The sequence below is a fragment of the Streptomyces sp. NBC_00289 genome (assembly GCF_041435115.1).
Taxonomy (GTDB): domain Bacteria; phylum Actinomycetota; class Actinomycetes; order Streptomycetales; family Streptomycetaceae; genus Streptomyces.
Genome location: NZ_CP108046.1, coordinates 2,548,002 through 2,564,239 on the forward strand (window position 1 = coordinate 2,548,002; position 16,238 = coordinate 2,564,239).

Sequence of the window (16,238 nt, forward strand, 5' to 3'; positions counted from 1 at the left end):
CGGGTTCCGTCCTGTCAGTTGCCGCCGGTGGCGGTGGAGTTGCCGTATCGGGCGGCCAGTTCGGTGACCGTCCGGGCGATCCGCTCACGCAGTTCGGGCGGCTCCAGGACCTCGATGCCGGTGCCCAGGCGCAGAAACGTGTCATGGGCGTGGTCGAGGGACTCGACGGGGACCGTCGCCCGCGTCCAACCGTCGGGCTCCGCACGTCCGTTGGCCTGTACGGCGGCACCGGCCGGTCCGGTGAGGCGCACTCCCGGTGCCAGCCGGACCACGGCCTCGCCGCGGTACAGCCGGTCGTGGAAGTCGCGCTGGTACGCCGTCCAGTACGCGGCCAGATCGAAGTCGTCGGGCCGGGTGAACTCCTCGTCGGACACGGTGAGCCGGAGGATCTGGTCGACGCGGAAGGTGCGCGGCCCCGGTCCGGCGACGACGTACCAGCGGCCCGCCTTGAGGACCAGGCCGTAGGGCTCCATACGGCGCTCCACATCGGTGGGCTCACGCCATCGACGGTATACGGTATGCAGGATACGGCTGTCCCACACCGCTCCGGCGACCGCCGACAGGTAGGGCGTCTGCTCGGCGTCCGCGTACCAGCCGGGAGCGTCGAGGTGGAAGCGGCCACTGACACGGTCGGCGTGCCCGCGCAGTTCCGGGGGCAGGGCGGCGCGCACCTTGAGCTGGGCGGCCGCGAGAACCGGCCCGAGACCGAGTTCGGCGGCGGGACCGGGGGCGCCCGCCAGGAACAGGGCCTCGGCCTCGCCGGCCGTGAGGCCGGTCAGGCGGGTGCGGTAGCCGTCGAGGAGGCGGTAACCCCCGGCGTGGCCCGCGTCGCCGTACAACGGGACGCCGGCCGCGCCGAGCGCCTCGACGTCCCGGTAGACCGTACGGACCGAGACCTCGAGCTCTTCGGCGAGCTGGGCGGCGGTCATCCGGCCGCGGGTCTGGAGCAGCAGCAGGATCGAAACGAGCCGGGCGGATTTCACCCCGGCAGGATCCCAGACTTCACTGACAGAAGATGTCAGTGAAGGGGGCCTAGCGTCCTGCCATGGCCTTCACGGAGAAACTGCTGACCGTGCCACCGCCGATCGAGATGGCGGGCCGGCGGATCAAGCGCTACCACGTCACCGCGGACCCGGCGGGCATCGCGCCGGAGGTGGAGCGGGCGGCGTACGCGATCCTGCCGAAACTGCTGCCGGAACCGGACGGCACGCCGCCGGCCACGTTCGTGGTGCTGCACCGGGGCGGTGACGACGGCGCCTATCTGAACGCGTACAGCTGGGTGTGGGACAACGTCCTGCACTTCCGGGGCGCGTCGGCGGGGCAGCCGGTGCTGGGCTGCCCGGACCGCGACCCCACCCACTTCGTCACCCCGGACCTGCCGTGGATCGGCTGCGTCTGGGAACTGCCGCCGATCCTGCACGAACGGGACGCCTGGGTACGGCATCTGCTGGCCCCCGAAGTACCCGATCTGGACGCCTACTTGGCCGACTGTCTGCCCGCCGGAACCACCGGAGACCGCTCATGAGCAGCCCGCACGACTTCGACTTCCTGCACGGCGACTGGGACGTCCACCACCGTCGCCGCACCGACTTCCTCGACCCCGGCGCCGACTGGGAGGAGTTCGTCGCCACGAGCCGCTGCTGGAGCCTGTTCGACGGGGCCGCGAACATCGACGAGCTGGACGTGCCGGACCAGGGCTGGAAGGGTCTGACGCTGCGGTTGTTCGACCGCGAGAGGCACACGTGGGCGCTGAACTGGTCCTCCAGCCGCAGCGGAAGGCTGTTCCCGCCGGTGTCCGGCCGTTTCCAGCACGCATCCGGCGACGTCCGCGGTGTGTTCCACGGCGACGACACCCACGACGGGAAGGACGTGCGGGTGCGGTTCGTGTGGTCGGGGATCTCGGACACCACCGCCCGCTGGGAGCAGGCGTTCTCGCTCGACGGCGGCGACGGTTGGCTGCCGAACTGGAGCATGGACTTCACGCGGCGGACGGGTTCCTGAACACGGCGGATCACCGCACGCCCTCGATCATTGAGCCTCCGGCCCCTCCCGGCCCCTCCCGGCCCGTCCGGCTACAGGACACAGGGCGCAGCGCCCGGCCCCCCGGCCTCGCCGCTCAGGCCGCCCCGTGTCCGGGGGCGAGCGCCGCCACCTTGCGGGCGAGCTCGAAGTCCAGCTCCGTCACGGCGCCGCCCGCGCTGTGGGTGTTCACGGCCAGGGACACGGTGTCGTAGCCGAGGGTGAGGTCGGAGTGGTGGTTGAGCTCCTCCTGCACCTGGGCGATGTGGATCACCATCGCCGTGGCCGCGAAGTGCGAGCCGAGCCGGTAGGAACGGGTGAGGCGGTCGCCGTCGAGCGACCAGCCCGGCAGCTCCGCGAGCCGGTCCTCGATCTCCTTCTGCGACAGCGGTTCGACGGACATGGCCGCGCTCCTTCCAGGGTGCCGGGTGCCCTTTCAGCCTGCCACATGTGTGCCGTCGCGGCCCTGGTCGCAGGGGCGGCCGACAGGCGGGTGCGGCCCCTGCCCGGTGCACCGCCGCGGGCTTCCCGCAACGGCTTCCCCGGCTCGTTGGCGCGGGGCCTTTTCGACTACGGTCGTGCGTATGCCCACGGTCTCGTCCGGTACCGCCGCCGCACCCGTCACCACGTCCGCGGACCAGGGGGTCGGCCCGCTGCTGCGGGCCTGGCGGGAACGACGGCGGGTCAGCCAGCTGGAGCTGGCACTGCGTGCCGACTCCTCGGCCCGGCACATCAGTTTCGTCGAGACCGGCCGCTCCCGGCCCAGCGAGGAGATGGTGCTGCGGCTGGCCGAACACCTCGACGTCCCGGTGCGCGAGCGCAACGCGCTGCTGCTGGCGGCCGGTTACGCACCGCACTACCCGCAGACCCCGTGGGAGGACCCCGCGCTCGACGCCCTGCGCGAGGGCATGGAGCGGCTGATCCGGGGCTACGAGCCCTACCCGGCGCTGGTCGTCGACGCCACCTACCGGGTGGTGGCCGCGAACCGTGGCGTCATGCTGCTGCTCGACGGCGTACCGGAGTCGCTGCTCGCCCCTCCGCTCAACGCGATGCGGCTCACCCTCCACCCCGAGGGGCTGGCGCCGCGCATCCGCAACCTCCGTGAGTGGCGCGGCCATCTGCTCGCCCAGATGGAACGGCAGATCGCCCTGCACCGCTCGCGGCCGTTGCGGGAGTTGTACGAGGAGGTCGCGGCCTATCCGGTGCCGAGGACGCGGGACGAGGAGCGGCCGGCCGAGTCCGTCGCGTACTTCGCGCTGCCGATGCGGGTCGAGCACAAGGGGCGGACGCTGTCCTTCGTCTCCTCCATCTCCACCTTCAACACCCCCATGGACGTGACCGTCGCCGAGCTTGCCATCGAGACGTTCCTCCCGGCCGACCCGGCCACCGCCGAGTACCTTCGCTCAGCGCTGCGCTGACCCGGCCCGGCCCGTCCGGCGCTTTCCTCACCTCCGCCCCTGTGAGACCGGCGGCACGGCATGTCACACTGCTCGCGTACTTCGGCGCGTATGGGGAGGCGTGGCGTGAGTGAGCGGCGGCCCGCGCCCACCGTCGGACAGGTGGTGCTCGGCAGGCGCCTGCAGGAATTGCGGGAGGCGGCCGGCCTCAAGCGCGAGGAGGCCGCGCGCGTACTGCGGGTGGCCCCGACGACCGTACGGCGGATGGAAATGGCCGAGGTCGCGCTGAAGATCCCGTATGTGCAGGTGCTCCTGGAGACGTACGGCGTGGCCGACGAGGAGACGACGGCCTTCGTCGCGCTGGCCGAGGAGGCGAACGAGCCGGGCTGGTGGCAGCGGTTCCACGACGTGCTGCCGGAGTGGTTCAGCATGTACGTGAGTCTCGAGGGGGCCGCCCGGATCATCCGGTCCTACGAGCCGCACTTCGTGCCCGGGCTGCTGCAGACCGAGGGGTACGCGCGTGCCGTGATGGAGGCCGGGACCATCGGGCAGACGGGGCCGGAGGCGATCGAGCGGCACGTGTCGCTGCGACTGGCCCGGCAGCGGCTGCTGGAGGGCGGCAACCCGCCCCACCTGTGGGTGATCATGGACGAGACGGTGCTGCTGCGCCCGGTGAGCATGCGCGGCGAGGTGATGCGCGATCAGCTGGACAAGCTGCTGGAGTTCGCCGACCGCGACCGCGTCACGCTCCAGGTCGCCGAGTTCGCGGACGGGCCGCACCCGGGGACGTACGCGCCGTTCTCCCTCTTCCGGTTCGGCGAGCCGGAACTGCCCGACATGGTCTTCACCGAGTACCTGACCGGGGCCCTCTACCTGGACTCCCGCAGGGAGGTCGCCACGCACCTGGAGGTCCTCGACCACATGTCGGCGCAGGCCGCGTCGGCCGAACGCACCAAGACGCTCCTCCGTGAGCGACGCGAGGCTTTCTGAACCGGCCCGACCCACGCATCGGCACGATCCACGAACCCGCACCTCCCCCGCGCACGCACGGCACCATCCGCCCGGTGTCCCGCAGCCCGAGGAGACGACACCGCCCGTACTGCCGTGCCCTGTCCGGGAGTCGCCGACCGACAGCCCGGCCTCGGCGACGGTACGGGTCCTGCCCGCGCGCGGCCGCCCCGGACCGGCGGCCGCGCGAGGACCGGGATCAGGCGAGCTCTGCGGTCAGCGTGATCGTCGTGCCGGTGAGGGCCTGGCTGACCGGGCAGTTCTTCTTGGCGTCCTCGGCGGCCGAGGCGAAGCCGGCGGCGTCCAGGCCGGGCACCTCGCCGCGCACGGTGAGGTGGATGCCGGTGATGCCCTCGCCGGGCTGGAAGGTGACGTCGGCCTTCGTCTCCAGCCGGGTGGGCGGAGTGCCCGCACCGGCCAGGCCGTGCGACAGCGCCATGGAGAAGCAGCTGGAGTGGGCGGCGGCGATCAGCTCCTCGGGGCTGGTCTTGCCGTTGGCCTGCTCGGCGCGCGACGGCCACGACACCGGCTGCGCCCCGATGCCGGAGGAGTCGAAGGTGACGACACCGTTGCCCTCGAGCAGGTTGCCTTCCCAGACGGTGTGTGCGGTACGCGTGGTAGCCACGGTCATTCCTTTCACGAGTGGTCCCGGTGACGGGTTGCCCACCCCATCCGATCACACTCCGGCTCAACTCACCCGGAAGACCGGTCCCCGTGCGGTGAACGGCAGTCGCGCCCCCTGCGGAATCAGGTACGCGTGCTCGCGCCGTACCCGCAGGACGTCGCACCAGCCGTCCGTGATCACCAGGATCGGCGCGGCGGGCGGGAAGTCGTCCGCGCGGTGCAGCAGGTCGACGCCGGGCTGCAGGACCGTGCCGCCGCGGCCGTGCACCCGCACCCGGCCGGCGATGTCCGCGACCGGCAGATAGCCCGCGTCGTGGGGGGCCGCGTCGCAGAACACGACCCGGGCGGCCGGCACGTCCCGGGCATCGGCGTAGGAGGCGATGGCGCCCAACGCCTTGCCCAGCAGCACCCGTTCCATGGAACCGGAGGTGTCGAGGACCACGCCGAAGGTGCAGCGGGCGATCTCCTCGGGCGGGAAGGAGCGGCCCGCGCGCGGGATGTCGGGGGTCGCGGCCTGCCGGCGCGAGGGACGCGCGTACGACCGTACGGCCACGGGGCTGGGCACGAACTCGTCGAACCAGCGGGCCAGTCCTGCGTCCCAGGGCAGCGGTGGATGGCTGAGCGCGCGGATCTCCTCGACGAGGCCGCCGGGCAGGAAGCCGCGTTCCTGGTGCTCGTGCAGGTCCAGGCCGCGGGCCAGGCCCCGGCGGTAGAACTCGTCGAGGTCGACGTAGGGTCCGGGGGCGCCGAGCGGGCCGCCGAGTACGTCGCCGAGGCCCTTGCCGCGCAGGGTGGCCAGGCGCCGCATCCGTCGCAGGTCGCCGGCGATCCGGTCGTAGACCTCCTCCGCGGAGAGGCCGGTCAGGGCCGGGTCGTGCAGCAGGCCGTCGGGCATGGTGCCGACCTGCATCTCGCCGAGCCAGCCGTTGATGACGTAGTCGCAGGCGATGTTGAACAGGTACGGGTCGCGGGTGCCGCACCGGTCGCCGTGCCGCAGGGCGGCGTGCAGCATCTCGTGGGCGAGGACGAACCTCCACTCCTCGTCGTAGAGTTGACGCAGCGGGTTGACGTAGATCTCGCCCGCCCCGGCGTCGACGGCGGCGACGGAGATGTCGTGCGCGCGGGCGAGTTCGGCGTCGGCGACGAGGGTGATGCCGGCCGCGATGCCGCCGAGCAGCGGATACGAGGAGACGAACCAGCTCAGGGCCTTCTCCCAGGGCCGCAGACGGGTCGGTTCGCCCTCCATGGAGTCGCGTCGGCCGCCCGCCATGTCGAGCGCGGTGGACATCGTGCGGGCCAGCGCGTGCGCGAAGGCGAGCTGCCAGTCCGGCAGCGCCCCGGACCAGCCTTCCCAGGTCAGCAGCAGCTGGTCGGGCTCGTGGCCGGCCGTGCCGCAGTGCTCGTAGGCGGCGGGCAGTCCGCTCTTGCGCCAGCGGTCGGCCAGTTGCTCCTCGTCGCCGTCGGGGTAGGCGGCGGGCAGGTGTTCGGGGGTGCGGCCGACGGTGAAGGTGAGCAGGAAACGGTTGACGACGGCGCAGCGGGCGGCGAGGTCGTGGCGGTCGGGCTGCTCGCGCCGGCCCTTAGCGGCCGGGACGTGTCCGAAGCCGAGGTGGAGCAGGGCGTGGGCGAGGGCCCAGGCCCAGTCGGCCGGGTCGGCGAGGCGGGCCGGGTGGGCGTGCAGGGTGCCGTCGGAGTCGACGCGGACGAGCCCGTCCCGCGGCGCGAGGGCGCATTCCTCCTGGCGGCAGGTGTCGAAGGCGAACGCGCCCAGCGCCGGGTTGGCCTTGACCAACCGCATCCCTTCGGCGAACGCCTCGCCCGCCAGGTCCCGTTTCTTACGGCCCCTGCCCTGCCGGCCCCGGTCGCGGGCCGGGCTCATCGCCGCGCCTCCACGAGCCGGGGCATGTCCCGCGCCGCCTCCACCAGGAACCAGGCGGGCAGTACGGGATTGCCGTCGGCGTCGGAGGCGATGACGCTCTGCGCCACCTCGACCGAGATCTCGGCGAGCTGCACGAGCAGCGACTTGGCGCGGTACACGGTCTGGCGGCCGCTCTCCGACATGTGGGTCTTGCTGGCCGGGAGTTCCTTGACGAGGCGTCCGCGGAAGGATTCGGCCAGGTAGTAGAGCAGGTCGCGGTCCTGGGTGCGGTGCGGCCAGCTCGCCTCGCCCTTGATGATCGCCTCGATGCCGAACCGGCTGCGCACGATCTTGACGTAGCCGCAGAAGGCGACCGCGTGCGCCGGGGTCAGCGTGCCGTGCGCGATCACCTTGAGGGTGGCCTCGTCGAGGCCCTGGCCGAAGGAGTGCAGCGCGTCGGAGAGCATGTGCCAGGAGCGGGGCGTGGAGAAGGGCTCCTCGGTCTTCGGCGGCTTGGACCACAGATGGTCGGGCCGGTCGGTGACGTGGTCCAGGACCCACGGGTGGATGCCGTTGCCCGCCGCCCACACGAGCCAGTCCGTGGCGGAGGCCTCCAGGTGGACGTGGGTGAGCCGGTTGACGAGGGCGGAGGCGATCGGCCGGGCGAGGGCGTTGTCGGTGGCCCGGTTGCCGGCGCCGATGACGATGGAGCCCTTCGGGAGCTCGTAGGTGCCGATACGGCGGTCCAGGATCAGGGAGTAGAACGCCTTCTGCACGTCCGGGGTGGCCGCGTTGAGTTCGTCGAGGAACAGGCAGTACGGCTCGTCGCGGGCGATCGCCTCGGGCGGGCAGAACACCGACCGTCCGTCACGGATCTGCGGCACCCCGATGAGGTCCTCCGGCGCGAGCTGGGTGCCCAGCAGGCTCACGCACTCCAGCCCCAGCGACTGCGCGAACTCCCTGACCAGGGAGGACTTTCCGATGCCGGGGGCACCCCAGAGGAAGACCGGCCGTACGGTCGCGAGGCCGAGCAGCAGTTCGGGTATGCGGGCGGGAGTGACGGTGACGGCAGCCTGCAAGGCGTGCGCCCTTCTTCTGTGCGCCGGAAACCGGCGCCGCTGACGCGGGCCCGGTTGCTCACCGTCGAGGTTCTCAACCGACGGGCGCGGCCGTCACCCGGTTTTCCCGCCGACCGCCGTCGCGACCGCCGTCGCGGCCGCGCTCAGGCCGCGCGTTCCTCTTCGGCGGGCAGCGGCACCTGCGGGCCGTTCGCCTCGCCGAGCCAGCGGCGCAGGACGCGGTGGACGTGCTCGGCGCCGACGATGTCCTCGCCGTGCCCGACGGGGGCCGAGCAGGCCAGCGGCGACAGCAGGAACGGCTTGGCCTGCGCGCCGCCGAGCCCGCCGTGCGAGCCGATCTGCTCCTCGAAGGCGAGGACTTCGCCGTCGTACGGGTCGTACCAGGAGTTGACCATGATGTCCGCGGTGTGCGGGAAGGAGTGGGTGCGGCGGACGGCGTCGGCGGCCCCCGGCCCGAAGTCGGCCAGCGGCCCGGGGTGGTCGTCGTCGAGTTCGTCGACCGGGACCGCGGCGCCGTGCGCGCCGAGCACCAGCCCGCCGTGCTCCTCGCTGCGGACGAGCAGGAAGCCGATGCCGGGATGGTTGGCGAGGGTCGTCAGCAGCGCCGGGTGGCGGGCGTCGATCTCCTCCTTGGTCATGCGGTGCGGCACGTCCGGGAAGGAGACCAGGCCGAGGTTGCCGGACGCGAGCACGAGGGGCTCGGAGTGGCGCGAGGGACGGTACTGCTCCCTGTCCTCCTCCACGGGCCGGCGCAGCGCGGCGCGCACGGCCGCGCGGGCCTCGGCCCCGCTGTGCGTGCGTTGCGCCTTGCGCGGCACGGGCAGACCGCAGCCGGCCCGGACCAGCTCGCCGAGGCCGAGCCCGTAGCGGGTGCGGAAGGTCTCGCCGGGGCTCTGCCCGTGGTCGGACAGCACCACGATCCGGTACGGCCGGGGGGCGTGCTCGGCGACGTTCGCTATCAGCGCCAGCGACCGGTCGAGGCGTTCGAGGACCTTCTCGGCGTCGCGGCTGTGCGGTCCGGAGTGGTGCGCGACCTCGTCGTACGCCACCAGGTCGGCGTAGACGGCGGTGCGTCCGGCGAGCATGTCCCCCATGACGGCGGCGACCACGACGTCCCGTTCGACGACCGTCGCGAAGGCGCGGACGAAGGGGTAGAGGCCGCCGCGGGCCACCCGCGGGCGGGCCTTGTCGATACGGCTCCGGGTGGACTGGGCTATCTCGCGGCCCACCTCGGCGACGAAGGACATGACGGTGCGCACGGCGTTGGCCGGGTCGGAGAAGTAGGCGAAGTAGCCGGCCCGCGAGCGGTTCTCGCGGCTGCGCCGCACGATGGCGATGGACAGCACCAGGGCCTGCTCCTCGGCGCCGCCGCTGAACAGGTTGCCGCGGCTGGCGCCGTCGACGGAGAGCAGTCCCCCGTGGCCCGCCCGTGTCACGGCGCGACGCTGGAGTTCGGCGGCGCTGCTCGGACGGTTGCAGACCATCACCTCGCGGCTGTCCTTCTCGTACCAGCGGAAGGCGGGGACGTCGTGATTGCTGCCGTGCAGGATGCCGAGCTGGCTGGCGCCGGTCTGGCTGGACCAGTCGGTGCGCCAGGGGGTGAGCCGGTGGGTCGGCCGGTCGCCGAGCCATCCGGCCACGGTCGGCATGACTCCCTTGGCGGCCGCCGCCAGGAGGATGTCGTGGCCGACGCCGTCGAGCTGGAGGAAGACCGTGCCGTGGGTGGTGGGGCAGGCCGGCCCGGCACCGCGGCGGCGGTCGGCGAGGCGGTAGAGCCTGCGGCGGTACGCGTCGTCGTCCCGTACGGCCAGGGCGGCGCCCGTGGCGGAGGCGAGGGCGGACATCACGGCCGCCACGACGACGGCGGTCTCCGGGGCCACCTCGCCGCGTCCGGAGGGGTTGATGCGCAGCGCGATCAGCAGCAGCGACCCGTTGAGCACGAAGACGAGGAGCCCGAGCACGAGCGCGGGCACCAGCAGCAGGAGCCGTACGAGCACAGGCCAGACGAGGGCCGACAGGAGGCCGAAGGCGCCGGCGCCGAACGCGGCGGTGACGGCGATCCGGGTGGCGCTGTCGCCGTCGGGCGACTGGATCTGGAAGTCCGGCAGCAGGCCGGCGAGCACGAGCATGGCGACCGTGGACACGGCCCACACCGTGACGCTCCGCCCGATCTGACTGACGACCCGCCGCCAACGCACGCCCCGCACGCCCAGCCCACCTCTCCCCGCCCGTCGTCGGTGCGGGCGCCTGCACTCACCCTGTCACAACGCGCGGCGGGACCCCCTGGGGCCCGAGGGGGCGGAACCGCTGCGGAGCGGGCCCGGGCCACCGCCCGGGCCAGGCCTAACGGCCGTCGTACCCCGCCGTCGGCATCGACAGTCTGCGGTGCACCCGGGCCTTCATCTGGGCGTCGTACGACGGCTCGGCGTGACCCACCGTCTCGACGCCCACTCCCCGGCGGGCGCACTCCGCGGTGAACTCCTCGACGGAGGACAGCGCGCTCTCCAGCACCCGACGGCTGGGCGCCACGAAGAGATCGAGGCCGGGCCGGACGCCGTCCCACAGCATGCAGTGGTCGGGGCGCAGCCCCCGCACCAGCAGCTCCCGGCCGACGACGTAGCCGCGCTCGGCCGCCCAGCGGGCGCACATCGCGTGCTGGCTGCGGGAGTCCACCAGGAAGGGATCGGCGTCCAGTTCCTCGAGCGGCGTCAGACTCGCGATCGCCGTGACACGAACCGGTCCCATGGCGTCCCCCTCACCTCCGCGTTTCGCCGCCGACCCTACTCCTGCCCGTAGGCTTCGGGGAGTCGCGCGAAGGAGGCAAAGAGGTGCCGGTGGAGATCACCTGGTGGGGGCACGCCACCTGCACGGTCGAGGACTCGGACGTCCGTGTGCTCACCGATCCTCTGTTCGCCCGCCGCCTCGCCCACCTGCGCCGTCGTCGCGGCGCGCTGCCGCCGCCCGCCGCCCGCCGCGCCGACGTGGTGCTGGTCTCCCATCTGCACGCCGATCACCTGCACGTTCCCTCGCTCGCCGGGCTGGCACCGGGCACGCGCCTGCTCGTGCCCCGGGGCGCACCCCGGGCGATACCGGGGCTGCGCCGGCTCCCGCACCTCGAGGTCGGCGAGATGGCGCCCGGCGAGGAGACCACGGTCGGCCCGCTGACCGTCCGGGCGGTGTCCGCCCGGCACGACGGGCGGCGACTGCCGCTGGGTCCGCACCGCGCCCCCGCGCTCGGCTACGTCGTGGAGGGCGAGGCCCGCACCTACTTCGCCGGGGACACCGGCCTGTTCGACTCGATGGCGGCGGAGGTCGGGCCGGTCGACGTGGCGCTGCTGCCCGTCGGCGGCTGGGGGCCGCATCTCGGCGAGGGACATCTCGACGCGGGGCGGGCGGCCCAGGCGCTGGCCCGGTTGGCGCCGCGCAGTGCGGTGCCGGTGCACTACGGCACGTACTGGCCGATCGGGATGGACGCCGTGCGCCCCCACGAGTTCCACGCGCCGGGCGAGGAGTTCGTACGGCTCGCGGCGGAGCACGCGCCCGGCGTGGCGGTGCACCGGCTCGGGCACGGAGAGAGTGTGCGCCTGGAGGTCGCGCGGTGAGCTGGCTCGCCACCGCCCCGGCGTCGGTCGCTCCCGAGTACACCCAGCAGGCGCTCGGTTATCCCTCGTTGTTCCTGCTGGTGCTGATCGGGGCCCTGGTGCCGGTGGTGCCGACGGGCGCGCTGGTGAGCACGGCGGCCGTGGTGGCCGTCCACCAGTCCTCACCGCTCGCGTTGGCGCTGGTGTTCGTGACGGCCTCGCTGGCCGCGTTCCTCGGCGACGGGGCGCTCTACTGGCTGGGGCGGCGCGGGATGCGGTCGAAGAACGGGTCGCGCTGGCTGGAGGCGATACGCTCACGCGCCCCGGAGGACCGGCTGGCCCAGGCGCAGGAGAAGCTCGCCGATCACGGCGTGGCGGTCCTGGTGCTGTCGCGGCTGGTGCCGGCGGGCCGCATCCCGGTGATGCTGGCCTGCCTGATGGCGAAGTGGCCGCTGCGCCGCTTCGCCCGCGGCAACCTGCCGGCCTGCCTGGCCTGGGCCGTGACGTACCAGCTGATCGGGATACTGGGCGGCTCCCTGTTCGAGGAACCGTGGGAGGGCGTGGTCGCGGCGGTCGCACTGACCGTGGCGGTCAGCACGGCACCGAGCCTGTGGCGGCGGCTCCGCAGGAACGCCAGGACGTGGGGGAAGGCCTAGCCCGGGCAGAGGCCGCGCGCGACCGTGCCCGTCCCCCTTCTGCCTTGCCCGGTCGTACGTGGAGGCGGGAAGTCCCTTACCCAACGGGAACGCCGGTCGAGTGGGAGCGCCCGCCGGGTCGGAGCGTCCGGCGGACGACCGCCCGCTGCCGGGCCGGGCGGTCGGGCTCGGTCGACGGCAGGGCGGTTACCGGCGCCCGACGCGGGGCTGGAGAACGTCCCGGGGCAGGACGCGTGAGCCCCCGACCGGCAGGTCCCACAGGTCGTCGGGGGCCAGGCCCGCCTTCGCCCAGGCGGCCCGTACCCGGGTGAGGGGTTCGAGGACGGGTTCGGCGGACAGGACGAACGTGGCCCAGTGCATGGGAGCCATACGGCGGGCGCCGAGGTCCTGGGCGGCCCGCACCGCCTCCTCCGGGTTGCAGTGGACGTCACTGAGCCACCACCGGGGGTCGTAGGCGCCGATGGGCAGCAGCGCGAGGTCGATGCCCGGGTAGCGCTGTCCGATGCGGGCGAACCAGTGGCCGTATCCGGTGTCGCCGGCGAAGTGGACGCGCTGCCCGTCGGGGGCGGTGAGGACCCAGCCGCCCCACAGGCTGCGGCAGGTGTCGGTGAGGGTCCGCTTGGACCAGTGGTGGGCGGGGACGAAGTCGAAGCGGACACCGCCGAGTTCGGCACCCTCCCACCAGTCCAGCTCGGTGACGGCGGTGAACCGGCGGCGGCGGAACCAGCCGGCGAGCCCGGCCGGCACGAACACCGGTGTGTCCCGCGGGAGTCGGCGCAGGGTGGGGGCGTCCAGGTGGTCGTAGTGGTTGTGGCTGATGACGACCGCGTCGACGCGCGGCAGGGCGCTCCAGGCGATTCCGACGGGGGTGATGCGCGCCGGGGTGCCGAGGATCCGGCGGGACCAGACGGGATCGGTCAGGACGGTCAGCCCCCCGATCTGTACGACCCAACTGGCGTGCCCCGCCCAGGAGACGGCGACGGTGTCGGCCTCGACCCGGGGCAGCGGACCCGGCGCGAAGGGCAGTCGGGGGATGTCGGCGAGGCCTTCGCGTCCCGGGCGTACGGCGCCCTCGCGGGCGAAGCGGGCCATGGACCTGAGGCCGGGCAGCGGTGCGGTGAGGCGGTCGTGGAAGGTCCGCGGCCACACCCGCCGCTCGCCCAACGGCCGGGGTTCGGCGAGCGGCGGGACCGAGGGCGGGGACGGATACGGAGGCGGAAGCGCGACGGGCGGCGTGGCCGCCGCACCGGAGGGGGACGCACTGGCGGTGGACGTACTGGAGGCGGCGGTGTTGCTCGCGCTGGTCGTGTCCGCGGCGGTCGTCGGGGTGTTGTTCGTGGCCGTACTCGTGGCGGTACTCGTGGTGGTCGACTCGGACTGCTGCGTCATCGAGGAGGCTCCCATCGCTGAGCGTCGTCGCGGAGATCGTCGAAGACCGATTCCAGCTGGACCAACGCGCGTTGCACGTGTGGCAGTTCCAACGGTGAGGGGGACCTGAGACATTCCGCGCGTTCCTCGTCCGTGTCGCCGAGCAGCGGGCCCGTGGACAGGCGGACGCGGAGGGCGCCGAGGTCGTCGCCGAAGCGGTGGCCGCCGGGCGCGGGCATGCCGAGCCGGTCGGCGAGGAAGTCCTCCAGTTCCTGGGCGTCGCCGACGCCGTGTGCGGCGAGCGCGCCCCGCAGGGGGCCGAGGTCGGCGTACAGGTGGCGGCCCGCCTGAGGCGGCCGGGACACGGCGCCCGCCGCGACGAGCGCGCGGTGCACGGCGGCCGCCACGGGCGCGTGCAGGCGGACCGCGGCGGCCACGCGCGCGGTGACCGGTTCGGGCTCCGTCAGGGCGTGCGCGGCCGCCGCGGCGACCGGTCCGGCGACGCGGGCGCCGAGCGCGGTGAGTACGTCGAGCACCCGCTCGCGCAGGGCGGCCCCCTCCTCGTCCGCCGGGAAGCGGGCCGCCGCGGCCGGCCAGCCGGGCGGCAGCAGCGCGCCGGCCAGGTCGGTGACGACGGTGACGCGGCCCGGGAGCATCTCGGCGGGGCTGAGCAGGACGGTGTCGTGCGGGGCGTGCAGGGTGTCGCGCCAGGTCTCGTCGCTGACCAGGTACAACCCCTCGGCCGCCGCGGCCTCGGCGGCGGCGTGCAGCGCCTCGGGCGGCGCCACGGTGGCCGTGGGGTCGTCGGCGAGGGACAGCACGAGCAGGCGCGGGTCACCGCCCTCGGTCCGGATACGGCGGACGGTCTCGAGGAGGGCGTACGGATCCGGTACCCCACCGGACTCGGCCGGTGTCGCCACATGGAAGACGGGCCGGCCCAGCAGGCGGGCGTACGGCGCCCACCAGGCCGCGCAGGGCCGGGGCACCAGCACGTCGCCGCCGAGCGCCGCGGTCAGCGCGAGCAGCAGGGAGGGCGCGCCCGGGGCGGCCACCACGCGGTCGGGCTCGGCGGGCAGACCGCGCCGGTCCCAGTAGCCGCACGCGGCGGCCAGCAGGGCGGGTCCCCCGCCGACGGGTTCGCTCTGGGGCCGGGACGCGGACCGGGCGAGCACGGCGGCCAGTTCGGGAAGCACGGGCAGCCCGTCCTCGGGGATCGGCGGGCCGTAGCGCACGGGGCCGTGTCCCTGCGGGGCGCTCCGCGGCATCCGTACCTCCGGTGCGGCTTCGGGGATGAGACCGGTGCGGGCTGTGCTGCTGTCCGTCCTTCGGGCGAGGGCGTCCGCCAGGTGGCGGCCGTCGGGCGTGGGTCGTACGGGAGGAGGCGCGCCCTCGGGCTCTGAGTACCCAGGGAGACGGGAGCCCATGGGTGTCGGCCGGGGTTGTGCCCGTCACATGGGTGCCGTGGGCGAGGGTGGGGTCAGCCGGTCGGGTCGGAGTTCCGGTGGCGGATGCGGTGGGCGGCGGCGCCGAGTCCGCCCGTGATCAGCAGCCCGCCGGCGACGAGGGCGGGAACGGAGCCGGTGAGGGAGCCGCCCTCGCCCGCGCGCACCCCACGCTGGATCACCGTGGCGTCGCAGGACTCGCCGGACGGTTCCGGGCACGGCTCGCCGGTCTCGCAGGGGTGGGTGGCCGTCTCGGCGCACTGCTTGCCGGGATCGCAGGGGCCTGGGGCCGCCTCGGCGCACTGCTTGCCGCCCTCTTTGGGCACGTCGAACGTGGCGCTCCACTGTTTGCCCTGCCCACCGGATGCGGCGGGGCAACTGCCGTCGACGGTCCACGCCGAGTCCCGGCCGACCGCGTTCGGGTCGCCGTCGGGGCCGGTGGCGGGCGAGATCCGCGCGGTGCCGCGGTAGGCGAGCGCGGCCACCTCGCTGTCGGCGCCGGGGACTTGGCTGTCGCCGCCGGGGACTTGCTGGAGTTTGACGGTGCCCTGCTCGAAGGCCTGCGAGGTGGCGTCGATGGCGGCGGGCGCGGACACGCCCATGGTGTCGCAGGACACCGAGACGGTGACGCTGCCGCCCGGTGAGACGCTGCTCGGCCCGACCTCCGCGGCCGGGTCCGCGAAGGCGGCCGAGGCGGCGAAGCCCAGGACGACACTGGCCAGGGCTGCGACGGACAGGGCACGGACGGTGCGGCGCATGGGGTGGGCTCCTTCGGCCGACGGCTGCGGGACACGGCGTTCGTGCCCCCGCAGCCATCACAGCCCGCCCGGCGCCGGGTCGCGCGCGGCCGGACCCCATTAGCGGGACGGCGGCGGCCGAGTGGGTGACCCGACGGACTTCCGGCAAGCGCGGGAACCCACGCGCCCGGCCGCCACGGCCCGCACCCCCGCAAACAACCCGCACCCCTACGGCCTACACCGCCGAGACGTCCTGCACCGCCCCTACGGGCTCCACCGCCGCGACAGCCCGCACCACCCCACGACCTCACCGCCGCGACAGCCCACACCACCTACGACCCCCCGAGACGGCCTGCACCGTCCCTACAGCCTCCACCGCGGCGACGGCTACACCGCTGAGACGGCCTGCATCACCCCTACGGCCTCCACCGCGCGACGCCCGCACCCCGCTGTCGCCTCCACCCCCGCC

At 73.9% G+C, this 16,238-nt stretch carries 16 protein-coding genes; 6 read left to right on the top strand and 10 right to left on the bottom strand.

Annotated features, from left to right (window positions below; translation table 11 throughout):
• Positions 1 to 14: 14 nt before the first annotated feature.
• A complete protein-coding gene (locus OG985_RS11895; RefSeq protein ID WP_371668264.1) occupies positions 15 to 983 on the bottom strand; it encodes a helix-turn-helix transcriptional regulator in 969 nt (322 codons plus the stop codon).
• 62 nt (positions 984 to 1,045) lie between these two features.
• Between OG985_RS11895 and OG985_RS11900 the strand changes: the two genes are divergently transcribed.
• Entirely contained in the window at positions 1,046 to 1,525 is a 480-nt protein-coding gene (locus tag OG985_RS11900; protein WP_371668265.1) for a hypothetical protein, read from the top strand.
• Positions 1,522 to 2,001 (top strand): hypothetical protein, encoded by a 480-nt coding sequence (locus OG985_RS11905; protein ID WP_371668266.1) that lies wholly within the window; start codon positions 1,522 to 1,524, stop codon positions 1,999 to 2,001. Before OG985_RS11900 ends, OG985_RS11905 begins: the two co-directional genes overlap by 4 nt.
• A gap of 115 nt (positions 2,002 to 2,116) precedes the next feature.
• Here OG985_RS11905 and OG985_RS11910 read toward each other — a convergent pair whose 3' ends face one another.
• Complete coding sequence (locus OG985_RS11910; protein WP_371668267.1) at positions 2,117 to 2,422, bottom strand: 4a-hydroxytetrahydrobiopterin dehydratase; 306 nt, start codon at positions 2,420 to 2,422, stop codon at positions 2,117 to 2,119.
• Positions 2,423 to 2,603: 181 nt separating this feature from the next.
• Between OG985_RS11910 and OG985_RS11915 the strand changes: the two genes are divergently transcribed.
• Both OG985_RS11915 and OG985_RS11920 read left to right on the top strand, forming a co-directional pair.
• Positions 2,604 to 3,437, top strand: a complete 834-nt coding sequence (locus OG985_RS11915) for a helix-turn-helix domain-containing protein (protein WP_371668268.1) — start codon at positions 2,604 to 2,606, stop codon at positions 3,435 to 3,437.
• A gap of 105 nt (positions 3,438 to 3,542) precedes the next feature.
• The gene (locus tag OG985_RS11920) at positions 3,543 to 4,406 is read left to right on the top strand and encodes a helix-turn-helix domain-containing protein (protein WP_371668269.1); all 864 of its coding nucleotides are present in this window, start codon (positions 3,543 to 3,545) and stop codon (positions 4,404 to 4,406) included.
• Between the two features lie 217 nt (positions 4,407 to 4,623).
• On the opposite strand, the gene OG985_RS11925 is transcribed toward OG985_RS11920, so the two are convergent.
• The 5 genes from OG985_RS11925 to OG985_RS11945 all read right to left on the bottom strand — a co-directional run bounded on the left by OG985_RS11925 (position 4,624) and on the right by OG985_RS11945 (position 10,730).
• Complete coding sequence (locus OG985_RS11925; protein ID WP_371668270.1) at positions 4,624 to 5,049, bottom strand: OsmC family protein; 426 nt, start codon at positions 5,047 to 5,049, stop codon at positions 4,624 to 4,626.
• 63 nt (positions 5,050 to 5,112) lie between these two features.
• The gene (locus OG985_RS11930) at positions 5,113 to 6,927 is read right to left on the bottom strand and encodes a hypothetical protein (protein WP_371668271.1); all 1,815 of its coding nucleotides are present in this window, start codon (positions 6,925 to 6,927) and stop codon (positions 5,113 to 5,115) included.
• The gene (locus OG985_RS11935) at positions 6,924 to 7,985 is read right to left on the bottom strand and encodes an ATP-binding protein (RefSeq protein ID WP_371668272.1); all 1,062 of its coding nucleotides are present in this window, start codon (positions 7,983 to 7,985) and stop codon (positions 6,924 to 6,926) included. The genes OG985_RS11930 and OG985_RS11935 overlap by 4 nt, the downstream gene beginning before the upstream one ends.
• Before the next feature lie 143 nt (positions 7,986 to 8,128).
• Positions 8,129 to 10,192 (bottom strand): phage holin family protein, encoded by a 2,064-nt coding sequence (locus OG985_RS11940; protein WP_371668273.1) that lies wholly within the window; start codon positions 10,190 to 10,192, stop codon positions 8,129 to 8,131.
• A gap of 136 nt (positions 10,193 to 10,328) precedes the next feature.
• A complete protein-coding gene (locus tag OG985_RS11945; RefSeq protein ID WP_371668274.1) occupies positions 10,329 to 10,730 on the bottom strand; it encodes a hypothetical protein in 402 nt (133 codons plus the stop codon).
• Positions 10,731 to 10,813: 83 nt separating this feature from the next.
• Between OG985_RS11945 and OG985_RS11950 the strand changes: the two genes are divergently transcribed.
• Together OG985_RS11950 and OG985_RS11955 are read left to right on the top strand one after the other, a co-directional pair.
• Entirely contained in the window at positions 10,814 to 11,587 is a 774-nt protein-coding gene (locus OG985_RS11950) for an MBL fold metallo-hydrolase (protein ID WP_371668275.1), read from the top strand.
• Positions 11,584 to 12,222 carry a DedA family protein gene (locus tag OG985_RS11955; protein WP_371668276.1) on the top strand — a complete coding sequence of 213 codons (639 nt, stop codon included), beginning with the start codon at positions 11,584 to 11,586 and terminating at the stop codon, positions 12,220 to 12,222. Before OG985_RS11950 ends, OG985_RS11955 begins: the two co-directional genes overlap by 4 nt.
• Positions 12,223 to 12,408: 186 nt before the next feature.
• On the opposite strand, the gene OG985_RS11960 is transcribed toward OG985_RS11955, so the two are convergent.
• From OG985_RS11960 to OG985_RS11970, 3 genes are all read right to left on the bottom strand, one after another.
• The gene (locus OG985_RS11960; RefSeq protein WP_371668277.1) at positions 12,409 to 13,611 is read right to left on the bottom strand and encodes an MBL fold metallo-hydrolase; all 1,203 of its coding nucleotides are present in this window, start codon (positions 13,609 to 13,611) and stop codon (positions 12,409 to 12,411) included.
• Positions 13,608 to 14,855, bottom strand: coding sequence for an aminotransferase class I/II-fold pyridoxal phosphate-dependent enzyme (locus OG985_RS11965; RefSeq protein ID WP_371668278.1), 1,248 nt, complete (start codon positions 14,853 to 14,855; stop codon positions 13,608 to 13,610). The genes OG985_RS11960 and OG985_RS11965 overlap by 4 nt, the downstream gene beginning before the upstream one ends.
• Before the next feature lie 212 nt (positions 14,856 to 15,067).
• Positions 15,068 to 15,790 (bottom strand): hypothetical protein, encoded by a 723-nt coding sequence (locus OG985_RS11970; protein ID WP_371668279.1) that lies wholly within the window; start codon positions 15,788 to 15,790, stop codon positions 15,068 to 15,070.
• Positions 15,791 to 16,238: the final 448 nt, after the last annotated feature.